Origin of the sequence: Hymenobacter metallilatus (assembly GCF_003944705.1) — a bacterium.
In the GTDB taxonomy this organism is placed as follows: Bacteria; Bacteroidota; Bacteroidia; order Cytophagales; family Hymenobacteraceae; genus Hymenobacter; species Hymenobacter metallilatus.
The window spans coordinates 164,049-190,255 of record NZ_RWIS01000007.1 but is presented as its reverse complement, the minus strand read 5'-3'; the positions used below and the strand labels follow the sequence as shown (position 1 = coordinate 190,255).

Sequence of the window (26,207 nt, the reverse complement as noted above, 5' to 3'; positions counted from 1 at the left end):
TCGTGGACCTCACCCCCTAGCCCCCTCTCCTTGGGGAGAGGGGGAACTAGCTTTTAGCTTTTTAGTGCTAGAAGTCTGAAGCGGGGACTAGGTAGTTTAGGATTAGAAACTAGAAGCTAGTTCCCCCTCTCCCCAAGGAGAGGGGGCTAGGGGGTGAGGTTACTCCCGCTGCAAGTGCAGCTCCGGCCGGGGCGGCATCTGCAAGGGCACGTTTTCGACCACGAAGGAGCTGTTGTCGAGGCCGAAGCTTTCAGTTTCGGAGGCTCCCAGGCGTTTCAGCCAGGCGTGCAGGCGCAGGGCCAGCCGCTGCCAGCCGCGCAGCAGGTATTCGTAGGGCAGAGTTTTGTTGAGGATGACGAACTGGAAGTCGCCGGCCATTTCCTGGCCGCGCAGGCTCTCGTAGCGGCTCGTAATGTCTACTTCCTTGTTCTGCACCAGCTCCGTGACTACCTGCCGGAACATGTAGTTGAGGGCGTGGTCGACGCGGAAGCCCAGGTAGAAATCGATGCGCACCAGCTCGTTGGGCAGTACGTGCGTGACGTGGTAGCGGCGGGTGTACGGGTCATCGGTGGTGTGCACATGGATGAGGTAGTACACGTCGGCCCGCTTGGGTCGCTTCTTGAAGATGCTGTGGATGATGCCGTTTTCCACCTGCCGGGCGTCTTCCGACTTGGTGAGGTACACCAGGTGCGTAGCGTACTTGGGCACCGACTGGTCGTTGCTCAGCTCCTGAAGCAGCGGCAGGTAGTCGGCCAGGGGCGTGAATTCGGTGAGGTCGTTGCGGATGCGCTGCCCGCCAATCCAGCTCAGCATCACCAGCAGAATAATAGCGCCCAGCAGCACCGACAGCCAGCCGCCATGAGTGAATTTGGCCAGGTTCGCCACCAGATACGAGCCCTCGATGAGCACGTAAGTCCCAATCAGCAGCACAATCCAGAGCGGGTTGATGCGGCGCATACGCAGGTAAAAGGCCAGCAGAGCGGTGGTCATCAGCATGGTCACCGTCACGGCCAGGCCGAAGGCGGCTTCCATGTTGCCCGATTCGCGGAAGTAGAGCACCACGCCCACGCAGCCCGCGCACAGCAGCCAGTTGAGCGAGGGCACGTAGGCCTGCCCGCGCAGCTCGGTGGGGTAATCGACGCGCACCTTGGGCCAGAAGTGCAGGCGCAGAGCCTCGATAACCAGCGTGAATGAGCCCGAGATAAGGGCCTGGGAGGCAATGATGGTAGCCAGCGTGCAGAGTCCGATGGCCGGCAGCAGCGCCCACTGCGGAATCAGTAGGAAAAACAGGTTTTGCTCGCCTAGGGCCGCGCCCTGGTGCTGGAGCAGCCAGGCCCCCTGCCCCAGATAGTTGAGCAGCAGGCAGATTTTCACGAAGGTCCAGGAGCCGTAGATATTCTTGCGGCCGACGTGGCCCATGTCGGCGTAAAGGGCCTCGGCCCCGGTGCTGCACAGGAAAATGGAGCCCAGCAGCCAGAACGCCCCCGGCACCTGCGTCACCATGTGCACGGCGTAGTAGGGGTTGAAGGCCCGCAGAATGCTCAGGTCCTGGCGCAGATGGTAGACGCCCAACACGGCCAGCATCGAGAAAAACACCGTCATCACCGGCCCGAACAGCTTGCCGATGACCTGGGTGCCGAACTGCTGGAACGCGAACAGCACCACCAAAATGCCAATGACGATGGGCACCGTATTGATGCCGGGCCAGACCATGCGCAGCCCCTCAATGGCCGAGGCCACCGAAATGGGCGGCGTGATGATGCCGTCGGCCAGCAGCGCCGCCGCCCCCACAATGGCCACCACGTAAAGCCAGCGAACCGGCAACCGCCGCAGCCGGGCATACAACGCCAGAATGCCCCCCTCGCCGTGGTTGTCGGCCCGTAGCGCAATTAGCACGTACTTCACGGTGGTAAGCAGCGTGAGCGTCCAGATAATGCAGGAAATGGTGCCCAGCACCACGTCCTCCGTCACGGGCCGGCCGGCGAATACGCCCCGCACCGTGTACAGCGGCGAGGTGCCAATGTCGCCGTACACGATGCCCAGGGCCACGAGCACACCGGCGGGCGTAGCGCGGCTCAGAGGAGAGGAAATTGACATGCGATGAAGAATGCGGAAAAAGAAGGGATACGGTTATGTATGTTTGTCATTCTGAGCTTGCGAAGGCCCTTGTCACGTCTAGATTACTACTCAATTATGCCATTCCGGCGTGATAAGGTCTTGCGCAAGCTCAGGATGACAGGCGTATTCAATCATCTGGCCTCCTAAAACGTCAGCCCCAGCAGGCCCGTCAGGGCGGTGTTGGTGCGCTGCAACTGTTTGTCCTGCACAAACACCGCGTCGGGGGCGCGGAACTGCTTGCCCTCGAGGCGCAGAATTACCCTCGTGACGGGGTTGTAGTCGAAGCCCAGGGAGTAGCCGCCGGTGCGCAGGCCGCCCACGGCGGTGCTGGTGAGCACCCCGGCTCTGTCGTGGTAGTACTCGGCGCGGCCGACAACGCCGGTTTTGTGTCCCAGGCGACGACGCACAATGAGGGCACCGCCGTGCCAGTGGTTGTAGCCGCGGCCCTGGGCTTTTTCTTCCCAGCCAGCATCGAGGGCGGCGGCCAGCTTCCACTTCTCGCTCAGGTTGCCGGTCACATAGAAGTCGTGGAAGTAGCGCAGGCGGCGGCCCACCGAATCGGGCTCATTACGGCCCTCGCCCACGAAGGTGCTGGAGTTAAGCAGCCACTTCTCGGAGGGCCGAAACTGCACCTGCGTGCCCAGAGCCATGTTCTGGTTCCGGTCGCGGATGGTTTGCCAGCCGTTGAGCACCAGCCCCGAGAACAGCCACTTCTTGCCGTTGTCGAAGGTGAGCTTGGCCCCCGCCTCGTAGTAGGGCGAGTTGTCGGCCATGATGGAGCGGGTAAGCGTGAGGTCGTCGCGGGAAATGGGGCCTTCCAGCCCGATGTGCGAGAGAAAGATGCCGGCGTCCAGCCACAGGTTCGGAGCCAGCTTCACCCCACCCCAGGCCTCGTAGATGTTCTTGAAAATCTGGGGCTCGGCGGCGTAGTTGGCATCGGGGTAGGTGCCCGTCTGGATGGCAAACGTGCCCCGCACCCGCTCGCTCTGGTAGCGGGCACCCAGCAGGGCAATGTTCACGGCAATCTGGTTGTGCAGATTCTCGGAATAGATAAAGCCCGGCCGGGTGAGTGAAGCGGGGTTGTTGAAATCATAGCCATAGTACACGCCCACGTACCCAAAAAAATCGGGCTTAGGGTCGGTATCGGGGGCCGGAGAAGCAGCGGCGCGGGCCGTATCGGCGGGCAGGGCCGCCTGCTGGGCCAGCGCCGGAGCGCCACTCAGCAGCCCCCCTAAGGCCAGCACAGAGAATAGGGTCATTTTCATAGCGGGCAAACCTACAGGAAAGCAGGCGGAACCCCAGCCCCACCCCTCTCCCGGAGGAGAGGGGTGGGGCTGGGTACTACAGCCGGAAGTTCACCGAGCCGATAATGCGGTTTTCGGTTTTGCGCAGGTCGGGCTGCCAGTTGGCGGGAATGGGCTGGTCGATGTAGCCGGAGGGCGAGGTGGTGCCGCCACGGCCGGCGAAGTAGGGCACGTTGGCTGAGCGGTGCAGGTACTCCAGGCGAAAGGTCACGAAGTCGGAGGGCATCAGGTCGAAGGTGCCGGTAATTTCCTTGGCCGTGAGCTTGCTGGCGGGCGTATCGAGGAAGGCGTTGGAGCCGTTGCCGCCCACCACGGCCGGCGAGAAGCTGAGGTAGCGCGAAGGGTTTTTCACGAAACCGGCCCGCAGCGTAAAGGCGGCCTTGTTCTTGGCGAACCACAAACGGTTGGCCAGCGAGCTGCCGAACATGTAGTTGTCAGCAGCCTTCAGCCCGTCGCCGCTCTGGAAGCCGTAGTGCGTGTTCAGGCTGAACGCCGCCTGCGTGATGCCGCGCAGCTGGTTTTTGGGCTTGTGGTAGTAACGGGCCACGATGCTGTTGTCGTGGTGGAAGCGGTTGACTTTGGGGTAGCTGGCAATGCCCACGGCCGTAGAGTCGAGGCCGGGCCGCGAGTCGTTGCCGTAGTAGAAGTTGGCTACCAGCTGGAGGTTCTCGGAGGGGCGGTAGTAGTTGGAGTTGCCGAAGGCGGGGCGGCGGTTGAACGTGTTGTACGTCTGCCAGCCGTTCATCACCCACAGCTCGGTTTTGAAGTTTTTGGTGGGAAAAAACTGCACCCGCGCCCCCTGGAAGTAGAAGGGCGTGAAGTCGCAGACCAGGCTACGCTGGTAGCTCCAGTTTTCCTGCATCACGTAGCTTTCCAGCCCGATGTAGCTCATGAAAATGCCCAGCTCCACGTTCAGGCCGTAAGCCTTGTTGAAGTGGTAGCCGGCGGCGGCTTCCCGAATGAACTTCAGGTTGCCGGTGCCCGTGTTGCGGCCCCGCAGCACCGAGCCGTCGGTTTCCTGCACCACGTGAGCCATCGAGCCGGTTTGCAGCCACAAGCGCCCGATGATGTTCTTATAGTTCGATTCCAGGCCGACGGAGGCCAGGGCCAGGGAAAACTCGTTGGCCCGCCCCGACACCGCCGAAATGGTCTGGGTGTGGTCGATGGGCCGGGCGAAGTTATAGTTGTAGTGGCCGTCGAGCAGGGCCACGCCGGTCAGCACGGTTTCGCCGTTGGCGTCTTTTAATTGCAGCGGAAACGTCGACTGACGGTTCTGGCCGTTCACCCAGGTCAGGTCCATGCCGTCGAAGGGCACTTTGGCCGGGCTGGCTACGGTAATGGTATCAGTGGCGGATTTCACCGCGCCCGGGGTGGTTTCGGTGGTTTGGGCCAGCAAAGGGGTGGCCGCGCCGGTAGCCAGCAGCAAAGCAGCCAGCTGTTTTTTGAGGGCGGCGGAAAAAGAAAGGTGTTTCATGGGTGGTGAAGAGGAGGAAAAAATCAGCGAATTGGCCGCCTACGCCGACAGCGCAATCAGCAGCCAGAGCACCCCAGTAGTAGGAGCGTGTAGCCGGGTCGAAAGGGGCACACCGGGTGGCGGTGCCGCCGCAGCCGAAAACGGGCAGTAGCAGGCATAGGCAGCAGTTAGCGGTTCTGCAGGGCGTCGAGGGTCACGTTCAGGCGCAGCACGTTCACCCGGTCGGGGCCGAGCAGGCTGTGCTGGGTGTGCCGGGCTATCAGGGCCTGCACTTTGGCCACTTCCAGGTTGCGGGCTTTGGCTACGCGAGCCACCTGCACGGCGGCGGCGGCCGGCGAGAGGTGCGGGTCGAGGCCGGAGCCGCTGGCGGTGAGCAGCTCAGCGGGCACCTGGGCCTTGGTTACGCCGGGGTTCTGAATGAGGAACGTATCGAGGCGGGCCTGCACGGTGGCGAGGTAATCGGGGTTGCTGGGGCCTTTGTTGGAGCCGGCCGAGCCCGCGGCGTTGTAGTCCACGGCCGAGGGGCGGCCCTGGAAGTACTCGGGCCGGGTGAAGTTCTGGCCCACGTTGTCGTATCCCACCACGCGGCCCTTGTGGCGGATGGTTTCGCCCTGCCCGCCGGCCGGGGCCAGCTGAGCGCCGGCCCACACCAAAGCGGGGTAAATCAGGCAGCACACCACCAGCAGCACAAGGGTCAGGCGGAATGCGGGAAGAAGGTTTTGTTTCATGGAAAAGGGAGCTAAAAAGCTAAGTCTAGAGCTAGTTCCCCTCCTTGGAAAGGAGGGGTTAGGGGTGGTTGATTCGTTGAACGATTCGGAATTGGGTCGTTCCGGTAAACAACATCAGCACGCGGGTCAACCACCCCAGCCGCGCCTTCGGCACGGCGTCCCCTCCTTTCCAAGGAGGGGAGTTTTCGTGCTGATTACTTACAAAAACACCCCCACCAGCAGGTCAATGACCTTGATGCCGATGAAGGGGACGATGACGCCGCCTAGGCCATATACCAGCAGGTTGCGGCGCAGCAGCGCCGAGGCCCCGATGGGCTTGTAGGCTACCCCGCGCAGGGCCAGCGGCACCAGCGCCGGAATGATGATGGCGTTGAAAATCACGGCCGATAGGATGGCCGACTGCGGCGACTTCAGGCCCATGATGTTGAGCGCGCCCAGGGCCGGAATGGCCACCATGAACAGCGCGGGCACAATGGCAAAGTACTTGGCCACGTCGTTGGCAATCGAAAACGTGGTGAGCGTGCCGCGCGTCATCAGCAGCTGCTTCCCGATTTCGACTACCTCGATGAGCTTAGTGGGGTCGTTGTCAAGGTCCACCATATTGCCGGCCTCCTTGGCGGCCTGGGTGCCTGAGTTCATGGCCACTCCCACGTCGGCCTGGGCCAGGGCGGGGGCGTCGTTGGTGCCGTCGCCCATCATGGCTACCAGCTTGCCCTGCTGCTGCTCGCGGCGGATGTAGGTCATCTTGTCCTCGGGCTTGGCCTCGGCAATGAAGTCATCCACGCCGGCTTTTTCGGCAATAAACCGGGCAGTGAGGGGGTTGTCGCCGGTTACCATCACCGTTTTGATGCCCATTTTGCGCAGGCGCTCAAACCGCTCCTGAATGCCGGGCTTGATGATGTCCTGCAGCTCCACCACGCCCAGCACCTGGTCGTTCTGGCTGACCACCAGCGGGGTGCCGCCGTTGCTGGCAATGGCTTCCACGCGCTGGGTGGTTTCCTGGGGGAAGGGCTGGTTGGCGCGGGCGGCCAGCTGCCGGATGGCATCGGAAGCGCCCTTGCGCAGGCGGGTGCCGTCGGGCAGCGTCACGCCCGAGCTACGGGTTTCGGCCGTGAACTTGATCAGCTCGGCCCCCTGCAGGCGGGTGCGCAGGCCGGCCACGTCGGAGCGGCGGGTTTCGCCGGCCAGCTCCACGATGCTCTTGCCCTCGGGCGTTTCGTCGGTGAGTGAGGCCAGGGTGGCGGCCTCTACCATCTGGGCCTCCGTGATGCCGGGGGCGGGCCAGAAGTGGGTGGCTTTGCGGTTACCGATGGTGATGGTACCGGTTTTGTCGAGCAGCAGTACGTCGATGTCGCCGGCCGTTTCCACGGCTTTGCCGCTTTTGGTGATGACGTTGGCGCGCAGGGCGCGGTCCATACCCGCAATGCCGATGGCCGAGAGCAGCCCGCCGATGGTGGTCGGAATCAGGCACACAAACAGGGCAATGAAGGCCGAAATGGCAATGGGCGTATTGGAGTACTCGGCAAACGGGGCCAGCGTCACGCATACCAGCACGAACACCAGGGTAAACCCGGCCAGCAGAATGGTGAGGGCAATTTCGTTGGGCGTTTTCTGCCGCGAAGCGCCTTCCACCAAGGCAATCATCTTGTCCAGGAACGACTCGCCGGGGGCCGTCGTCACCACCACTTTAATGCGGTCCGACAGCACCTTGGTCCCGCCCGTCACGCTGGACTTATCCCCGCCGGCCTCCCGAATCACCGGGGCCGACTCGCCCGTAATGGCCGACTCGTCAATGGTAGCCAGGCCCTCGATGATTTCCCCATCGGTGGGGATGATTTCTCCGGCTTCCACCAGGAAAATCTGGTCTTTCTGGAGCTGCGACGAAGAAACCGACGACTCCTGGCCGTTGGCGTCGAGCACGCGGGCGGGCGTTTCCTCGCGGGTTTTGCGCAGGCTTTCGGCCTGAGCCTTGCCGCGGGCCTCGGCAATGGCCTCGGCAAAGTTGGCGAACAGCAGCGTCAGGAACAGCACCACAAACACGGTGAAGTTGTAGCCAAACGAGCCCTGGGCGGCATCCGGCTTCACCAGCAGCCCCAGCGTCACGAGCAGCATCACCACCGTCCCGATTTCCACGGTGAACATCACCGGGTTGCGGAACATGATGCGCGGATCGAGCTTCACGAACGCCTGTTTTACGGCCTCCGACACCAGCGCGGGTTGAAAGAGAGATTGAGATTTAGTTGACATGAGATTTTAGAACTCAGAGCTTAGAAGTGAGAGCTTGGCAATGGGCGAGAGCTAGGTTCTCAGCTCTCACCTCTAAGCTCTAAGGCAGATTAGTACAGCGAGAAATGCTCGGCCAGCGGCCCTAAGGCCAGGGCCGGGAAGAAGGCCAGGGCGGCAATGATGACGATGACGGCCAGCACCATCACCCCGAAGGTGGCCGTGTCGGCGGGCAGGGTGCCGGCACTTTCGGGCACGTACTTCTTGCGGGCTAGCAGGCCGGCAATGGCTACCGGGCCCACAATGGGCAGGAAGCGGGCCAGCAGCAGTACCACGCCGGTGCTGATGTTCCACCAGGGCGTGTTGTCGCCGAGGCCCTCGAAGCCGGAGCCGTTGTTGGCCGAGGCGGAGGTGAACTCATACAGCATCTCGGAGAAGCCGTGGTAGCCGGGGTTGGCCAGCCAGCCGCTGTACTCGGTGGGGTTGCTGGCGTAGAGGTGAGCCGTGAGGGCCGTGCCCGCCAGAATCAGCAGCGGGTGCAGCAAGGTCACGATGACGGCAATTTTCATCTCACGGGCCTCAATCTTCTTGCCCAGCAGCTCGGGCGTGCGGCCCACCATCAGGCCGGCAATGAACACGGCAATAATCAGGTAGGCGAAGAAGTTGAGCAAACCCACGCCGCAGCCGCCGTAGAAGGCGTTGGTCATCATGCCCAGCATCTGGCTCATGCCCGAAATCGGCATAAACGAATCGTGCATGGAGTTCACCGAGCCGCAGCTGATGATGGTGTTGGTGATGCTCCAGTAGGCTGAAGCCGCGGCCCCGAGGCGGATTTCCTTGCCCTCCATGGCCCCCAGTGCCTGGTCGACGCCGAGCTTGGCAATGGCGGGGTTGCCGTGCATCTCATAGTACACCGTGGGGGCCAGCAGGGCCACGAAGCCCACCGTCATCACCCCAAAAATCATGTAGGCCAGCTTGCGGCGCTTCAGGTAGAAGCCCAGCGCAAACACCATGGCAATGGGGATAATCACCAAAGCAATGTTCTCGACGGCGTTGGTGAGAAAGTTGGGGTTTTCGAGGGGGTGGGCCGAGTTGGCGCCGTAAAAACCGCCCCCGTTGGTGCCCAGCTCCTTAATAGCCACCATGGCGGCCACCGGCCCGCGGCTCACGGCCACCGAATCGCCCTGCAAAGAAATCAGTTCCTGCTTGCCCTGCAGCGTCATGGGCGTGCCGTTGAAGGCCAGGATGAGGGCAATCAGCAGCGAACCGGGCAGCAGCAGGCGGGTGAGGCTCTTCACGAAGTAGTCGTAGAAGTTGCCCAGCTTCTCGGTGGTACGCGTCTGCAGGGCGTTGAACACCACCACGGCCGCCGCAATACCGGTAGCGGCACTCACGAACTGCAGGAAGGTAATCACCACAATCTGGGAGAGGTACGACAGGCCCGACTCGCCGGAGTAGTGCTGCAGGTTGCAGTTCACCAGGAAGGAAATGGCCGTGTTGAAGGCCAAGTCAGGCGACATCGAGGGGTTGCCGTCGGGGTTGAGCGGCAGGCTGCCCTGGGTGCACAGCACCAGCATGGCCAGCAGGAACCACACCAAGTTGATGGTGAGCAGCGCCACCATGTGCTGCTGCCACGTCATCTCGCGGCGGGCATCAATGCCCGAAAGCCGGTAGATGCCATTCTCGACGGGCCGCATGAAGTCGAGCAGGTTCTTTTCGCCCCGGAACACCCGGGCCAGATACGCGCCCAGCGGCAGGGCCAGCACCAGCGTAACGAGGTATATTCCGCCGATGCTGAGTAGTTCGTTGTTCATTTTCGGTGAGTTGTCAGTTATTGGTTGTCAGTTGCTAGTTATTCGTTGTCAGTTGTCGACTTTATCGTTATCAGGCAGGATAAACCGCTTGATAACCAGCGCCTGGCAACTGACAACCAGCAACTGACAACTAGAAGCGCTCCGGGCGCAGCAGCACGTAGCAGAGGTAGCCGAACGTGGCGAGGGAGAGGAAAAACAGAGTGACCATCATGGCACGACGGGGTTAGATCTGGTCGAAGAAATCGACGGACTTGTAGAAGAGCCAGAAACCGGCCAGGCCGGCGGCCGTGAGCACGGGAATCATCAGGAGCGGAGCCATTGGCAAAGCAGAAAAGCAGCGGCCCTAGGGCAGCATGGTGGTGTGCGGATAGTTGTAAGTCTGGTAGAGGCGGCTGGGCATGAGCTGGCGGGCCAGCTGGTTGCCGTAGGTGCTGCCATCGAGGTGCAGGCAGTGCAGGTACACATTTTCGATGGCGCGGGCCAGGTAAGCGTCGCCCTGGCGCAGCAGGCGGTCGGCCACCTCGAAGCAGCGCTTGAGCAGGGCCAGTTGGCCGGCCTCGGCGGCTTCGCGGGTGAAGGTGGCAAAGCAGCTCAGCTGCCGGTACAGGCTCTGGCGCGTGGCCGGCACCTGCAGTTCCGCCCCCAGTTCGGGGAAGCTTTCCAGCAACAGGGTGGCGGTTTCGGAAGAAGAAGTCATCTGACGAGATGAAAAGAAGTGGAACGGGTCCGTGCGTGAGCCCGCGTCGGCGGGGCATGGCGCTGGGCTGGTTGTCAGGCAACTCAGCGCCGGCCCCGGTTCGGTCCGTTTGCCGAATCGACGAATGGCTCGGACGGCTTCTTGCCAATCCGGGCCCACATCCGGCCATCACCCACCATTTTCACCACATCAATCTGATTATCAGATCAAAATATTCTCACTTCTCTCCTACCTCACGCTCCGTGCACAAAAAAACCGGGTCATTCTGACCCGGTGTGGCGGTCAGAATAACCCGGTTTGGTAGAGTGCTTGTGTCCAAGGGCTGAAGCCCTGGGCTAGTGAGTGAGGACGGGCGGGCGTTACGTAGCCAGGGGCTCCAGCCCTGGGGCGTAGGCGGCATCGTTCAACGGAGAGACTCCAACTATTGCGTCTCTACAGACCGTACTCCTGGATTTTGCGGTAAAGCGTTTTGGTGCCGATGCCGAGCTGGCGGGCGGCTTCCATTTTGTTGCCGCCGGTGTCGTGAAGCACCTGCCTAATCTGGTGTTTTTCCAGGGTGCGGAGGCTATTGTCGGAGGCTTCGTCGGTGCCGGGGGCGGCGGGCAGGTAGTGGAAGTCGGCGGGCAGGTCGTCCACGGTTACTGTGTCGCCGTCGGCCAGGATGGCGGCGCGCTCCAGCACGTTTTTCAGCTCCCGCACGTTGCCCCGCCAGTCGTGGCGGCGCAGCTGCTCCAGCACCTCGGGCTCCAGCCCGCGCAGGCGGCGGCGCAGCTTGCCGGCGAAGAACTGCAGGAAGTACTCGGCCAGCAGGGGCACATCCTCGCGCCGCTCGTTGAGGCCGGGCACCGGCACCGTGAATACAGCCAAGCGGTAGTACAAATCGGGGCGGAAGTGGCCGGCTTCGGCTTCCTGGCGCAGGTTGCGGTTGGTGGCGGCCACGATACGCACGTTCACGCTGGTGGACCGGGTGTCGCCGAGCTTGGTGAACTGCTGGGTTTCCAGCACCCGGAGGAACTTGGCCTGCACGTTCAGCTCCAGCTCCCCGATTTCGTCCAGAAACAGGGTGCCGCCATTGGCTTCTTCCAGCAGCCCCTTTTTATCCGTCAGCGCCCCCGTAAACGCGCCCTTGCGGTACCCAAACAGCTCCGATTCCAGCAAATCCTTGGGGAAAGCCGAGCAGTTGACGGCCACAAACGGCTTGCCGCGGCGCGGACTGGCCTGGTGAATCGCCTGGGCAAACAGCTCCTTGCCCGCGCCGGTGGGGCCTTCCAGCAGCACGGTGCTGTCGGTGGGGGCCGCACGTTCAGCCAGCTTGCGGGCCTGCAGCAGCGCCCGGGAGCGGCCAATCATGCTCTCGAAGCTGTACTGGGCGCCTACTTTCTTCTCCAAGTCGGCCACGCGGCGCTGCAGGCGGGCCCGGTCGGCGGCGCGCTCGACTACCACCAGCAGCTGGTCGTCGGAGTCGCCCTTGGTGAGGTAGTCAAAGGCGCCCTCCTTCATGGCCCGCACCCCGTCGGGGATGGTGCCATAGGCCGTCATCAGGATGACTTCGGCCAGCGGAGTCACTTGCTTGTAGCGCGGCAGCAGGTCGAGGCCGTAGCCGTCGGGTAGCTTCACGTCGCTGAGCACTACCAATACCTCGTCCTGGTGCTGGCGCAGCAGCTCCAGGCCGCGGCGGGCGTCGGGAGCCTGCAGCACGGTGTAGTCTTCCAGTTCCAGCACCCGGGCCAGCATCTGGCGCAGGCTGGTTTCGTCGTCGATGAGCAGCAGGGTTCCGGTGGGCATGGGCGGGGTGGCTTGGGCTGAACCGGCGGCTGGTAGGACCAACGCACGGAATGACAGCTATGCTAGTTCACAAAAAAACCCGATTCAGCAGGGCTAAATCGGGTTTCAATAGCTCAGAAGCCGGGGAAAAGAAACAGAAGTCTAAGCTCTTATTTCTATCCTCTCACTTCTGCAACAAAGTGGAGCCGCAGGGATTCGAACCCTGGTCCAGACAAGGAAGGCGTCGAGCTTTCTACGTGTGTATCTATGCTTGAATTTTCGAAGGAAACCAGGCGCACATCAGGCCCTTGATTTCCCCTTATCTACTTGAGTTTCGCCTGCGCGTCGCAGCGCCACACAGACTATCCTAACTCTTACGACGCCCCGAACTCACCCGTGAGCAGGAAGACGGGTGCGGGACGATGACAGTGCTTAGTACCTAGACTAGGCAGCCATGGCGTAGCTATACTCGCCAGTTATTGTTTGGACGGCTTTTTTTACGGGAGATTCATCCAACTCCCGACACGCTTACTCGCGACATGCACAAGCTGTCAATTCCGGTCGGCCCCAATTGAGAAAGAACAAACCCGCCACCGAGGTAGCGGGGTGCGAATGTACGCACATCAGCCAGAAAACGTTGCTAACCGCCGAAAATGTTCCGGTTTCGCCTTTTGACCACCAGGAAAAGATCCGGGCGAATGGTTGGATGAGCAATCCGTCATGCAGAGCATTCTGCAAATCAAGCAGAGCCGAAGCATCTCGCGTACTGACGCCTGAATAGCATTTCAACATCCGCACGCGAGATGCTTCGGCTGCGCCTCTGCATGTCGGGCGGCTACTTCACGGCCGCCGTGGCGGGCTGGAAGCCGGAGGTGCCGGTCTGCCAGAGTCCAAAGGCCATCAGGTCGGCAATGGCTTCAAACTGCTTGAGGCGGGAGTCGCCCATGCCGTGGCCAGCGTCGTAGTCGGTGAAGAACAGGACGGGCTTGGAGCCGGCGTTGCTGGCTTGCAGACGGGCGGCAAACTTGGCCGGCTGCCAGGCAATTACGCGCGGATCGTTGAAGCCGGCCGTGACGAGCGTGGCAGGGTACTGGGTACCGGGCTTGAGGTGGTGGTAGGCATCCATTTCCAGCAAGGCCTTGGCCTCATCCTCCTTGGCCATGGTGCCGAACTCGGGGATGTTGACGGGGCCGTTGGGCGAGTTTTCCATGCGTACGGCATTCAGGCAGCCTACTTCCGGAATGGCTACTGCGAATAAGTCGGGCCGCTCCGTCATGGCCCTCCCGATGAGGATGCCGCCGGCGCTGCCGCCGTTGATGGCAATTTTGCCGGGCGCGGTGTAGCTGTTTTTGGCGAGGTAGTCGGCGCAGGCAATCAGGTCTTTCCAGGTGTTGGGCTTGGTGGTTTTCTGCCCGGCCTTGTGCCAGTCCTCACCCAGCTCGCCGCCACCGCGCACGTGCGGCACGGCCAGAATGCCACCCTGGGCCGCCCACAGCAGGAACGGCGGCATAAACGTGGGCTCCATAGCCCGCGAATAGGCTCCATACCCCACCATCAGCGTCGGAGCCTGCCCGTCGCGCTTCAGGCCTTTCTTATACACGATGGACAGCGGCACTTGCACGCCGTCGTGCGAGGGCACCATCAGCTCCTCCACTACCAGATCGGCAAACTCCGGGTACTGCGCCTCCGACGACAACGGTTCCAGCGCAAACTGCTTGGTGGCCGGGTTGAAGCGGTACCGCTTGCGGTCCATAGTCCAGCCGCCCAGCGTCACCCACAGGTCCGAGGACTGCGCGTTTTTGTTGGTCAGCTCGATGCGGCCGGCGGCCTGGGGCAGCTTCAGCTCCTGTACGGTTTTGGTGCCACGCGGCAGGAAGTAGAGCCGGGCCTGCACGCCGTTGCGGGTACGCACGAAATACACGCCGTCCTTGGTAGCTTTCAGCTGTTCGTCGTTGATGGATTCGTCGGCGCTTTCGGGCACCAGAACTTCGGCCGCGGCCAAGTCGGGTCGGGCGGCGGACATGCGCATGAGCTTCTGGCGGGGCGTGTTCCGGGAGGTCACGAAGTAGATGTTCTGCTCGTCGGTCACGAAGTTGGTGACTTCATCAGCGGAGCGAAACAGGGGCTGCCAGGGCATATTGGGCTGGCCGAAGGTGGCGGCCGGGGCGTAGAAGATATTCAGGTAGCGCTCCACGGTGTACAGAAAGCCGTAGGCCAGCTTGGTGTCCCGGTCGATGCCGGCATAGGGGTAGTCGGAGGGCTTGATGCCGAGCTTGGGGTAGAGCTGGCTGGAAAACACCACTTTATCCTGGGCTACGGGCGTGCCCAGGCGGTGCAGGCGGCACTGGGTGTTCTGGCGGGCGGCCATGTCTTTCAGGTCGCCGTTGTTGTAGGGCAGGTACACGAGGGTCTGATTGTCGGGCAGCCACTCGCCGCCACCCCGGTTCAGCTGAATCTGCTCGGGGTAGAGCTTGCGGGTTTTCACGTCCATAATGAGCGTGCGGCCCAGCTCGGTGCCCTTCTCACTTACCCCAAACGACACCTTGGAGCCGTCGTTGGTGGGCGAAAAGCCGTTGATGTTGAACACCTTACCTTTCTCGTACGTCTCGGGATCGAAGAGCAGCACTTCCTGGCCCTTGTACCCGTCGCGGTAGTAAAGCTTGGGCTGCTGGTCCTGGGGCCGCGACTTGTAGTAGAAATACCGGTCGTTGTCGGCCACGCGCAGGTCCGATACACGGGCGGCTTTGCGCTGGTCCATGGCTACCATTTTATCAATCAAGCCCTGCCGGCCCGGAATGGCGTCGAGGGTGCGGCGGGCGTACTCGCTCTGGGCTTTCATCCAGGAAGCCACGGCGGGGTCCTGTAGATTTTCCAGATTGCGGTAGGGGTCGTCGACCTTGGTGCCGAAGTAAGTATCGGAGGCTGGCACAGAGGGCGCAGCGGATACCGACGGCTGGGCCAGCGCCCCAACTGTCGTCAGGAGTAGCAGGCCAGCGGTAAGCAACGGTGTTTTCATACGATGAAAGGATTAGAATACAAAAATTACAGGCAGAAATTCAAGTCAAGTACCGGAGGGCGGCTCAGCCACGCAACTACATAATCATGTGATGTTCAAGGGATTTTGAGGACCGTCATGCTGAGCGAAGGCGCAGCCGGAGTCGAAGCATCTCTACCGCTTCGTTGCGCCTCCCCCCCCGGCCCCCTCTCCAGGGGGAGAGGGGGAGTAAGACGGCTCCGGCGGTGTAGAGACGCGACACTTCGCGTCTCGGCGCGTGCTGACGTTGTTTAACCTGAACAGTGCCGGTCGTTCTGGCGGGAGACGCGAAGTGTCGCGTCTCTACAGTCGTTCATGCGTCAAGAATTAGTCAGCGGTAGAGATGCTTCGACTCCGGCTGCGCCTTCGCTCAGCATGACGGGCTTATTCCCCTCATGACAAACACTACTCCCCTACCACCAGCGGCAGCGTGCCTTTGGTGCCGTCGGGGGCGTGGTAGCGCAGCCAGTAGGTGCCTTGCGGCAGCCCCGGCGTGGGCAGCTTCACCTGCGCGGCGGCGGCAGGCCAGTGGAGCTGGCGTACCAAGCGGCCATCGGCGGCGTAGAAAGCCAGTTGGAGGCCGGTGGGGACGGGGCCGGCGGCTTCCAGCGTGAGCGTGGCCTGGGGCGCGACGGGGTTGGGGTAGGCGGCCAGACTGAACGCGCTGCCGCTGCCCAGGCCGCTCACGGTGCGCACCTCCGTAAAGGTTTCGGTGCCGTCCTGGTCGAGCTGGCGGAGGCGGTAGTAGCTCAGGCCCCGGAAGTCGTTGGGGTCGGAGAAGGTATACTCGGTGGCGGTGCTGGTGGTGCCGCGCCCGGCCACGAAGCCTACCCGGCGGAACGTGGTCTGGCCTGCGTCCTGGCGCTGCACCTCGAAACCGGCGTTGTGCAGCTCGGAGGCCGTGGCCCAGCTCAGCAGCACCCGCGCCTGGCCGGTTGGGCGGCGGGCTTCGAAGCGGGTCAGCTCCACGGGCAGCGGGGCCTGCTGGTCGAGCACCACGTAGGGACCGGCAGCGGTAAGCCCGCTCACGGTGCGCGAATAGGGCCCACTACCCGAGCCCCCGGCGTTGCCGAATACTTCAGTGGGCCCGTAGCTGCTGCCAGTCCAGCGCCCCAGCGCCGACTGGTTGCGGTTGAAGCCACTCAGCTCGTCGGCCTGGTTCCACTGTACGCTCAGGGTAAAGGGCACGGCGTCGGGCGGGGTCAGCTCCCAGTGCAGGGCCACGGCATCCTGGGTGAGCGGGGTACCGTTGCTGCCGCCGCTGAGGGCTCCGGGTGCGGCCCGCAGCGCGTAGAGGTCCTGGCCGCTGGAGCGGGTGAGCGTGGCCGGAGCGTAGCGGGTGGCGCTGACGCCCACCGGGAACAGGGTGGCCGCCGTGCCCACGCTCCGTTGCATCATGCCCGTTCCGTCGGTAATCAAGAAGCGTCCGGCGGAGGCATCAATACCCGTAATAGTGCCCCCCACGGTGCTTATGAGCGTGTGGGCCCCCAGCCGTAGCGGGCCGCCGCTGAGCAGCAGCTGCCGCACCTGTAGCGGGCCATCCAGCACTGCCCCCAGCGGGTTCAGAATTTCCAGGGAAGGCAGCAAACTGCTCACGTTCAACGGTTGAGTGGTTGTGCCGGTGAGCTTGAGTAGGCCCGTAGCACCGCTAATACTACCGGAACTGCTGAGGCTGCCGGTGAGCTGCACGGTACCCAGGTTGCTGAGGGTGCCGGCGTTTTGCACGTTGCCAACTACGGCCACGGTGCCGCCGCTGCTCACCGAAAGCGTGCTGCCGGCCGGAATGGCCAGCTGGGCCTGGGTGGCCAGGGGCAGCAAGGCCAGAACAGGAAGTAAAGCGTACCTATTTTTCATGGCAGGAAAACTGGAACTCGACGGAAGAGAAGTAGGATAAACTTGTCAAACTCATTCAGCAGGCTTGGCTGGCAGGGCTACTGCTCACCTATGCTTCGGCTGCTCATGGGTTCAGACATACTTTATTGCGCTTAGGGCTTGAAAAGCAGAAATGAGAAGCGCTCCTCGGGCACGATTGGGCTACCACTGTTGGCATTCCGAACATCCACTGCGAAAGCGGCGATGTTATTATTGATACTGGTACCGTTACGGGTGCTGATGGTGCATCTGGCTGAGGATAATGAACTGCTCAGGCTCACCACGCTTACTAGGTCGTTCATACTGGTGGACGACAAGTTGCTAGAGGTTAGGGTAATGATGTAAGTACCCGTGTTAGCAGTGTGTGCAACGGAGAAGTTGCCTGACCCCGTTATGATGGTACCATCTGCATCTATTTTTCCATATGCCACCGGCAGCATGTTGTACGTGTTGGTAGCAGGGGTATTGATTTCGTTGGTACGTATTGCTCCTCCGCGCACATTCAGGGCCGGGCCGGTGCCACTCTGGTTTATTTCCACCGCCGCTGCTGAATTGCTGCTGTTGCTTTGGTTAAAGAAGGCTGTACGGCCCAGGCTGCTATTTTGCACTTCCAGCGCGTTGGCCGTGCCGCTGCTACTGTTCTGGTTGAAGTAGCCGGCCCGGCCCGTGCCGCTGGCTACCCCGTACACGGCCGAAGCCGCCCCCGTAGCCGAGCCGTACACGCCGATGCCGTTGGTGGCCGCGGCCGAGCCGAATACGCCGTAGCCGTTGCTGCCAGAAGCTTCGCCCCGCACGCCGGAGCCACTGCTGCTGATGCCGCGCACGCCCACGCCCGAGCTGTTGGAACTCCGGCCTTCCACTCCCGCCTCGCTGCCGTCGGCCGACGTGAGGCCGTACACGCCCGTGCCGGTGGTAGAAATGCCCCGCACACCGTAGCCGGCCGTGCCCACACCCTCCACCCCGTAGCCGCTACTGGCCGAAGCCACGCCGCGTACCCCCCAGCCATTCTGCGTGAGGCCCAGCACACCGGTGGCATTGCCGCCGGAATTGGTGTTGGTGCCTACTACCGCGCCGCTGGTGGCCACGTTGGGGCTGGCCGAGCCAAACACTGCGGCCGTAGCAGCCGCCTGGGCTTGCACCCCGTAGCCACTGCCGCTGCTGCCGTACACGCCACTGCCGGTCTGGCTGCTGCCAATTACGCCGTAGGAACTGGTAGCCGAGCCGCTTACGCCGTAGCCGCCACTGGCCGAGGCAATACCACGTACCCCATAGCCCCCGGCCGTAAGACCAATGACGCCGCTGCCAGTACCGGTGCCGCTTTTATCCTGACCCAGCACCCCAGCTGCGTTGCCGCCCCCGTTCGTTACTACACCTTCTACCCCGATACCATCGGTGCCGGCTTGCTTCACGCCCCGGATAGCCGCCTGGGCCGAACTAGCTGTACTCACGGCCCGCAGGGCAGGCCGGTCGCCGGCAGTACTGATGTGCACGGCCGTGGAGTCGTTGGTGGTGGGTGTGCTGCTGAATTCGGCTACCCGGCCCGTTTGCGCGCTTATTTTGCTGGCAATGAGAGCCGGGCCGCTGGTGGAGCTGGCCAGTACCCCAGGGCCGGCGGCGGCCCGGCCCAACACGCCGGTACCAGTGCCCAGATTATCTCCGAACACACCGGTACCCGTCGTCAGGGCCAAGCCATATATACCCTGACCGGTGCCAGTCTGCCCTTGCACGGCTATGCCCGAGCCGTTGTTGCTCACTTGAAACGCATTGCCGGCCGTACTGGCCGTGCCGCTGTAGGGCAGCGTGAGGCCGCCTCCACTGGGCACAGGGTTCAGAAATACCCAGGCTGCAGGCGAGCCGGCATAGTACCAGAAGCCGGTCTGCGCTCCGCCCGAGGCTGTGCCATCGGTTTGGTATACCATCAGGCCCTGGGGCGGACTGCTGAGGGCCGTACGCTGGGCGGCCGTGAGGCGCGGAATCAGCAGGCCCTTATCGGTGGCCTGGATGTCGAGGGCGGCTTTAGCATCAGGGGTGGTGGTGCCCACGCCCACCTGAGCCCGCGCTGCCACTGCCGAAATCAGCAGCAACAGGAGCAGGGTTTGGAAAAGTTGTTTCATAGCTAGAGTGAAAAGGCAGATGGCGTGGTATCAGCAAGACCTACGCCCGGTGCTCTTGTGGCAGGTTTCTGGCCGTGTTCAACAAGTCCCCATGCGCATGTCCTGCCACTAGGCAAAAGGCAGCAGGGTAGCGCCGGGCGAGACGGCAGGGGGGCGCGGACAGCTTTTGGGCCAGCAACCACTGCCAGAAGGTTGGGGCGGGGTACACCCGGGCGGCAATGAGGTGAGTGAAAAACGGTAGCCGCCTAGCGAGCCGCCTGGGCCATGGGCGCAGCCGGAGCCGGGCGCAGGGCTTGCTCCAGGGCAGCCAGGCGGGTTTCGGTGCCGGCTTGCTGACTTTGCACGGCTTGCAGCTGCCGGCGTAGCTGCTCGTTATCCTGGCGTAGCGCGTCGTTCTGCCGGGCCAGTTCCTGCACGCCCACCAGCGCCACCCCGGCCGGGTCAATGGAGCTGACACTGGTTTCGTTTACGCCCAGGTGGAAGAGGCGGTAGAAATCCTGAGCCATGGGGCCGATATGGGTTTCGCCCTCGGTGCGCTTGTACTGCCAACGCGTGATGGGCAGCTGCCGGATCAGACCCAGCAGCTGAGCCCCATCCACGGCCTGAATGTTCTCCTTCAGGTTTACGTCGGAGGCATTGGTCCAAGCGCCGCCGGTGCTGAGGTAGGCCCCATTGCCGGCCGTGGGCTGAGTACCACCGGTGCCCACCGTTAGTACCCCGGCGCCCGGCGTCTGACGACCAAAAATCCAGTATTTCACTTCATCATTACCAAACACCATAATGTTGTTGTAGGCCGATTGGGCCCCATAGCCCAGAAAGGTGCAGTTGGTAAGACCCGGCTGCCCGGCGGCCGTGCCGGCGCCGCTGCCAATGGCCGTAATGCGGCTGCCAGTAAAATTGCTGCCTCCTGAGGCGGCCCCCACAAAGGTGTTGTCGGTGCCGGTGGTAGTAGTACCTCCAGCATCGGCGCCCACGAACGTGTTGTTAACACCTCGGTTAATCTGACCGGCCTGATAGCCCAGAGCTGTGAGGCCGTTGGCGGTGTTACGCTGGCCGGCCTGGTACCCCATCAGCGTTACGTTGCTGGCGGCGGTGCTGCCGCTGCTGCCGTTGGAGTTGGAACCTGAACCGGCATCGAAGCCCACTATGGCGTTGTACTGACCGGTAGCGCCGCGGCCGGCCTGAGAACCCACGTACACGTTAGCCGTGCCGCTGGTGTTATCGAGGCCGGCGGTGCTTCCCAGAAAGGTGTTGTCGTCGGCCAGAGTGCTGTAGCCGGCGTTGTTGCCTACCATGGTATTGTCGCTGTTGGTTTGGGCGTTGCGGCCGGCGGTACTGCCTACCAGCACGTTGCGGGCCCCGGTGGTATTGTAGAGGCCGGCTCCACTGCCCAGAAAGGTATTGGCCCCACCGGTGGTGTTTTTCCAGCCGGCCTTGCTGCCCAAAAAAGCGTTGTAGCCGCCAGTAGTCGTTACGGGCCCGGCCTCGCTGCCCACAAAGGTGTTGCTGAAGGCAAAATCGAGGGCCCGGCCGGCGTGGTAGCCCAGAGCTGTATTGTCCTGGGAGTTGCCATTGGCCCCGCTGCCCAGGCCACTGCCGCTGCCCACAAAGGTGTTATGCACGCCCACTACCGTCTGCCGGCCGGCCTGATAGCCCACGTAGGTGTTGTCGGCAGCCGAGACGTTGGTCAGGCCGGCTTCGTAGCCCAAAAAAGTATTGTAGCTGCCGGTGGTGTTATCGTTGCCGCTGAAGTAGCCCATAAACACGTTACCCGCCCCGGTCGTATTATTTACACCGGCATTGGCCCCGATTATCGTCACGCCGGTCGCCGTGTTGTCGTTGCCGGCCTGGTAGCCTACCAGGGTATTGCCCGAGGCGGTAGTTACGGAGGCGCCGGCCTGCTGCCCAATCAGCACGTTTTCGTCGCCGGTGGTGAGGCTGCGGCCAGTGGCGCGGCCTACCCCTACATTGCCGCTGGCGGTGGTGGCATTCAGACCCGACTCGTAGCCAATGAGCACGTTGGAGTCGTCGGTGAGCTTGTTGCCGGCTGAGTCTCCTACTAGCACGTTGGCGTAGGCATCCACGCTGAACGACAGCGCCCCGTGCCCGATGGCCACGTTACCGTCGCCGTTCACGTTGCGGCGGCCGGCATTGGCCCCCAGGAAGATGTTGCCCCGACCGGTGGTGTTCACCATGCCGGCCCGGTAGCCCACAAACAGGTTGCGGTAGCCGGTGGTATTGGCCCGCCCCGCCCGGTAGCCGCTAAAGTGGTTTTCCTCGCCGGTGGTGTTGGCGTAGCCGGCCTGGTTTCCCTCAAAATGGTTAGCGTCGGCGGTGGTGTTGGCGTAACCGGCCAGATAGCCTGCAAAATGGTTGTTGCTGCCGGTGGTGTTGGCCTGCCCCGCGAATTTGCCTTCAAAAAAGTTTTGCTGACCGGTGGTGTTGGCAAAGCCGGCCCGCATTCCACTGATGTAGTTATTGCCGCCGGTGGTCGTATTGTACCCAGCCTGAAACCCCATAAACTGGTTGAAGTTACCCGTTGCCTTCAGACCGGCCTGGTAGCCTATCATCTGGTTGTTGAAGGCCCCGGCAGGCAGTACATTGCCCGCCTGGTAGCCCACCAGCAGGTTATTATCGGGGTAGGTTGGGTCGCCAACGGGGGCAGCTCCCAGCCACCACGCCCCATTCAGACCCAGCCGCGCCTTTTCGGTGCCCTCCGTGCGCAGCACCAGCGGCTGCCGGTCGGTGGTGCCCAGGTAATTGGTGGTGGGGTCGGTGGCGGCGTTGCCGGTGAGGCTCCAGCTCGCTCCAGTCGGGGCCGAGCCCGTATTAAGGCGCGTCCAAGTGGGCGCTGCCGCAGTGCCACTGTTATAATAAAAGCCCACCCCGCCACTGAGGCTGGCGTTGGTATTGTAAACCAGCAGGCTGGGGGCCGGGCTGGGAACCGCAACCGCATCGGAGAGGGAGGTCAGGCTTACCTGAGGAAATAACACCCCTTTGTTAGGAGAACTGATGTGCAGGGCCGCCGAGGCATCGGGCGAGGTAGTGCCCACTCCAACCTGGGCCTGGGCTGCCACACCAGCTAGTAGTAATACCAGCACCCAAACTATACGTAAGGATTGATTCATAGGTGAGGAAAGAAGAAAGGTGGATGAGGCATTTTTTAAGTCAAAAATTTTCCTGCAATAATTCAACTAATTTTCACACCGCACAATCACATAAGTATGCGAGGTGACGCAGGCTTGGGCACGGCTGCCACGTATGAGTTCAGGCGTATCTGCGGGAGCAGCCCACTTTTACCAAGGGTGCCGCCGGGCAGAGCTACCGGGGTGTACCACTCCTACCTGTACCTGGCTGACGAGTAAACTCAGGCGGCAGCGTAGTTCCGGTCGTGGCTTAGCCAGAGAAGCGCATCGGGTGCGGCATGGCGTCTGAGGGGCGGTAGTTGGCTGGCAATTGGTTCCATAGCCAAAACTGCTTACTTCGACCCAACCCTTCTTCCTATCCGGGGTGAACAACAAAAAAAATTGGTAAACGACAATTAAAGCCGTTTACCAATCGAATAGTCGGCAGCAAAAATCTTTTGCGTTGATGCTGGTGGTGCTTGCTCAAAGAGCTACCCTGTTTTATTTCTCGTAGTGTTTCGCAGAGGATTACACAGTGTTTCGTAGTGTTCTACAGACCTATTGCATACGTTCTGGCTGACATGATTACCTGGCTTCCCCCTCTCCTTTTTATTTCGCGCATCAAGCGGCGTAGGGGTCCCGTGAGGCGAACCCACCACAACGTCAGCACGCGAAATTCCTCGACTACGCCTCCGCACCCTGGCTTGATGCGCCACATGCTCGGAATGACGGTCAATCAGCCGAACCGCGCCTCACTAGGACATATTCCTCCTACACCACCACCGCAAACATGCTGCCTGCGCCGGGCACCGATTCGGCACGGAGCGTACCGCCCAGACGGCGCACGAACTCCTGGGTAAGACGCAGCCCCAGCCCGTGCGTGGTGCTGGCCGGGGTAGTTTCGGGGGCGTCGAGGAGCTGAGCAAGCTGGCTGGGGGCCAAGCCGGGGCCGGTGTCGCGGACGCGCAGGGTAACGGCCGCGCCGGGTCCGGCTTCGGCATCAAGGCGCACCTGGCCACCGGGCGGAGTGAACTTCACGGCGTTCTGGAGCAGGTTACGCAGAATCACGCGCAGGAAATTGGGGTCGGTGCGGCGGTGCAGGTCGGGCGGGCAGCTGATTTGCAGGTCGAGGCGCTTTTGCTGAGCCAGGGGCGCGTAAAGGGCGTGCAGCTCGGCCAGCAACGCGGGCAGGGCCACGTTTTCACCCACCAGGTCCAGGCGGTCGAGCTGGTTTTTCGACCACACCAGCAGCTCGTCCATAGTCGTCAGCAGGTCGCGGGAAGTTTGGCGCAGGTGCACGGCCTGGGCGTGGCGGGTTTGCTCGTCCAGCAGGTCGGGCGCGTCGAGCATGATTTCCAGCATCTGAAACAAGCTGCTCACCGGCGCCCGCAAATCGTGGCTGATGATGGAGAAGAGCTGGGCCTTGGTCTGGTTGGCGTCGGCCAGGCGGGCGTTTTGCTGGGCCAGCAGCGCGGCCGTGCGCTGCCGCTGCCGCAGCAGGTACCCAATCAGCGCCAGCAGCAGCAGTCCGCCCACGCCGGCCAGGGCCCAGTAGGTGGCCCGACGCTGGCGGGCGGCCTCGGCCGCCCGCGCCTGCGTTTCTAGTTGCAACTGCCGGATCTGGCGCTGCTTGTCCTGATTCTGGTAGCGGGCCTCCATAGCCGCCATGGCCCGCTGCCCTTCCCCAATGTGCGCCGAATCGAGCAAGGCGGCCGAGTAACTGCGCAGGCGGTAGGCCTCGGCGTAGTGGCCGGTGCCGGCTTCGGCCGCGGCCAGCAGCCGCGTAATAGCCTCGTACCGGTCTTTGTTCTGCACCTGCCGGGCCAGGTCGTACGACTGCCGCAGGTAGCGTCGGGCCAAGGCGTAGTTGCGGGCTTGCAGCTCCACGTCGCCGGCATAGAAATACACGGTAGCCCGCGTGTCGAGGTCCTCGGACCGGGCCACGGCGGCCAGCGCCTGTTGGCTGTGCTGCCGGGCCAGCGCCAGCTTGCGTTGCCGGGTCAGCACCCCGCTTAGCTCGGCGTGCACGTAGGCCGAAGCGGCGGGGTCGGCGGCCGGGCCCAGTCGGCGCAGTGCCGCCTCGTAGTGCAGCCGCGCCGAATCCAGCTGGCTGGCTTCCAGGTACGACTTACCCAGCATGGCATGCAGTTGGGGCAGGGTGGTGCGCATGGCCGGAGTTTGCTCGGCCATGCGCAGCCCTTCCAGCTTGTAGCGCACCGCCTCCCGGCTCTGGCCTTGCAGGTAAAACAGCTCCCCAATGTTGGTTAGCGCCACGCTAATGCCCACTGTGTCGTGGGTCTGGCGCTCATAGGCCAGCTGAGCGAGGCGGTAGTCGAAGGCGCGGGCGTAGTCCCCGTTATCCTGGTAATGACCGGCCAGCACGTTGTCGAGGCGGGCGCGGGCCTCGGTGCGGGGCTGGGTGCGCGGGTAGAGGGCCCGCAGCCGCTCCAGCACATTGCGCACCGAATCGGGGTGGCCCTGCAGGCCGTAGGTGAACATCAGGAAGGTGCCGGCACTGATGGCCTGGGGCAAATCCTGGGCGCGGCGGCTTACCTGCCAGCTCAGGCGCAGCAGTACGGCGGCGCTGTCGAGGCGGCTGAGGTTGTAGAGGCTGCGCCCGGCGTGGTAGGCGTGGCGGGCCAGCAGCGTGTCGTTGTGGGCGGCCCGCGCCAGGTGCCAGGCGCGGTGGTAAAGTGGCAGCGCCTGCTCATCGAACTCCCGCAAATCGGCCCGCTGCTGGGCCTGCCGGCCGATTTCCTGGGCCTGAGCTCCGAGCTGGCCGGGCTGCGCGGCGGCCGGGCCAGTAGCGGCCAGCGTCAGCAGAGCCAGGGTTTGCCGCCAGGTATTTCGCATTGCACGCATCATGCTGCCAAGGCAAAAGATAAGTAACCGCTAAACCACTCGCCGCGCCATACCCGGCAGGTCGTTGGTAAAGATGCACGGTTGCGGGCTGCCTATCAACCTGCTGGCTATATATAAATCCGCTAATTGGTGTAGGTTGCAGAATGCCCCAGCCTTCCGCCGCCAGAACGATGTAGAGACGCGACACTTCGCGTCTCGGCGCGTGCTGATGTTGTTTATTAGGTGGGGTTCCGGCCGTTCAACGAGAAGACGCGAAGTGTCGCGTCTCTACATCGTTCTGATGGTTTTACACCTTACAGCAGCGCCTCGGCCACCTGCGCCCGGTAGGTGCGGCCCACGGGCAACTCCCACCCATCTACCACCACCGAGGACCCGGCCAGCTGGCTTACTTTGGCCACGGCCACGGCATAGGTGCGGTGGATGCGCAGGAAACGAGCCGCCGGCAGCTGTTCACACAGGTCGCGCAGATTGGCCAGCGTGAGGTAGCGCCGCTGGGCCGTATGGATACGGGTGTAGTTGTCGAGGGCTTCGAGGTACACGATGTCCTGCACCAATACCCGGCTGGTGCGGTGCCCCTCCCGAATGCTGATGAACTCAGCCCCCACGTGCAGCTCGTAGAGCGCAGCCTTGTGGCGCAGCAGCTGGTGGTCGAGCAGGCGGGCGGCCACGCGAGCAAACCGCTCGTCGGTGAGGGGCTTCACAATGTAATCGAAGGCAGCGGCCTCGAAGCTCTCCACCGCAAACTCGGGGTGGGAGGTAATGAACACCGTCAGGGGCGGCTCAGGCAGTGCTTTGAAGTACTCCAGCCCGTTGGCCTGCCCGATGCCGATATCAAGCAACAGCACGTCGGGCAGCAGCTCCAGAGTTTCTTTCAGCGCCTCCAGGCTCTCAAACTGGCCCACGCAGCGCAAACCGGGATGCTGCCGCAGTGCCTTCACCACGGCCAGCCGCGGCAGCAGCTCGTCATCGACCACGGCGCAGGTGAGAGGCGCGGGCACGGCCCCCGAACCAGATAGCGAAGCAACAGGCATAGCAGCGAAGATAAACATTTGGTGAGATGGTGAAGTGGTGAGATGGT

The 26,207-nt window shown here is 62.7% G+C and carries 15 protein-coding genes and 1 other RNA gene; all 16 read right to left on the bottom strand.

Going from position 1 to position 26,207, the window contains the following annotated elements:
* Nucleotides 1–159 precede the first annotated feature (159 nt).
* A complete protein-coding gene (locus tag EI290_RS12210) occupies nucleotides 160–2,097 on the bottom strand; it encodes a KUP/HAK/KT family potassium transporter (protein WP_125430491.1) in 1,938 nt (645 codons plus the stop codon).
* Between the two features lie 164 nt (nucleotides 2,098–2,261).
* The gene (locus EI290_RS12205; RefSeq protein ID WP_185816973.1) at nucleotides 2,262–3,377 is read right to left on the bottom strand and encodes a porin; all 1,116 of its coding nucleotides are present in this window, start codon (nucleotides 3,375–3,377) and stop codon (nucleotides 2,262–2,264) included.
* An 82-nt stretch (nucleotides 3,378–3,459) separates the two neighbouring features.
* Entirely contained in the window at nucleotides 3,460–4,896 is a 1,437-nt protein-coding gene (locus EI290_RS12200; RefSeq protein ID WP_125430485.1) for an outer membrane beta-barrel protein, read from the bottom strand.
* A gap of 167 nt (nucleotides 4,897–5,063) precedes the next feature.
* Nucleotides 5,064–5,624 carry a potassium-transporting ATPase subunit KdpC gene (gene kdpC / locus EI290_RS12195; RefSeq protein WP_125430482.1) on the bottom strand — a complete coding sequence of 187 codons (561 nt, stop codon included), beginning with the start codon at nucleotides 5,622–5,624 and terminating at the stop codon, nucleotides 5,064–5,066.
* Nucleotides 5,625–5,822: 198 nt separating this feature from the next.
* Entirely contained in the window at nucleotides 5,823–7,871 is a 2,049-nt protein-coding gene (kdpB, locus tag EI290_RS12190) for a potassium-transporting ATPase subunit KdpB (RefSeq protein ID WP_125430480.1), read from the bottom strand.
* 89 nt (nucleotides 7,872–7,960) lie between these two features.
* Nucleotides 7,961–9,661 carry a potassium-transporting ATPase subunit KdpA gene (kdpA, locus tag EI290_RS12185; protein WP_125430477.1) on the bottom strand — a complete coding sequence of 567 codons (1,701 nt, stop codon included), beginning with the start codon at nucleotides 9,659–9,661 and terminating at the stop codon, nucleotides 7,961–7,963.
* A gap of 130 nt (nucleotides 9,662–9,791) precedes the next feature.
* Nucleotides 9,792–9,869: a K(+)-transporting ATPase subunit F gene (gene kdpF, locus EI290_RS23030; RefSeq protein ID WP_125422174.1), complete on the bottom strand. Its 78-nt coding sequence runs from the start codon at nucleotides 9,867–9,869 to the stop codon at nucleotides 9,792–9,794.
* A 135-nt stretch (nucleotides 9,870–10,004) separates the two neighbouring features.
* On the bottom strand, nucleotides 10,005–10,358 hold the full coding sequence (locus EI290_RS12175; RefSeq protein WP_125430474.1) for a DUF7674 family protein: 354 nt from the start codon (nucleotides 10,356–10,358) through the stop codon (nucleotides 10,005–10,007).
* A 432-nt stretch (nucleotides 10,359–10,790) separates the two neighbouring features.
* Nucleotides 10,791–12,143 (bottom strand): sigma-54-dependent transcriptional regulator, encoded by a 1,353-nt coding sequence (locus EI290_RS12170; protein WP_125430472.1) that lies wholly within the window; start codon nucleotides 12,141–12,143, stop codon nucleotides 10,791–10,793.
* A gap of 177 nt (nucleotides 12,144–12,320) precedes the next feature.
* Nucleotides 12,321–12,691: a transfer-messenger RNA gene (gene ssrA / locus EI290_RS12165) on the bottom strand.
* 266 nt (nucleotides 12,692–12,957) lie between these two features.
* Nucleotides 12,958–15,138, bottom strand: coding sequence for a prolyl oligopeptidase family serine peptidase (locus EI290_RS12160; protein ID WP_125430469.1), 2,181 nt, complete (start codon nucleotides 15,136–15,138; stop codon nucleotides 12,958–12,960).
* 423 nt (nucleotides 15,139–15,561) lie between these two features.
* Nucleotides 15,562–17,010, bottom strand: a complete 1,449-nt coding sequence (locus EI290_RS12155; RefSeq protein WP_125430466.1) for a fibronectin type III domain-containing protein — start codon at nucleotides 17,008–17,010, stop codon at nucleotides 15,562–15,564.
* A 131-nt stretch (nucleotides 17,011–17,141) separates the two neighbouring features.
* Complete coding sequence (locus EI290_RS12150) at nucleotides 17,142–19,142, bottom strand: beta strand repeat-containing protein (protein ID WP_125430463.1); 2,001 nt, start codon at nucleotides 19,140–19,142, stop codon at nucleotides 17,142–17,144.
* 245 nt (nucleotides 19,143–19,387) lie between these two features.
* Nucleotides 19,388–22,270, bottom strand: coding sequence for a tail fiber domain-containing protein (locus tag EI290_RS12145; protein ID WP_125430460.1), 2,883 nt, complete (start codon nucleotides 22,268–22,270; stop codon nucleotides 19,388–19,390).
* 768 nt (nucleotides 22,271–23,038) lie between these two features.
* A complete protein-coding gene (locus tag EI290_RS12140) occupies nucleotides 23,039–25,132 on the bottom strand; it encodes an ATP-binding protein (protein ID WP_125430457.1) in 2,094 nt (697 codons plus the stop codon).
* 290 nt (nucleotides 25,133–25,422) lie between these two features.
* The gene (locus EI290_RS12135; protein WP_185816972.1) at nucleotides 25,423–26,160 is read right to left on the bottom strand and encodes a LytR/AlgR family response regulator transcription factor; all 738 of its coding nucleotides are present in this window, start codon (nucleotides 26,158–26,160) and stop codon (nucleotides 25,423–25,425) included.
* Between the last annotated feature and the right edge of the window lie 47 nt (nucleotides 26,161–26,207).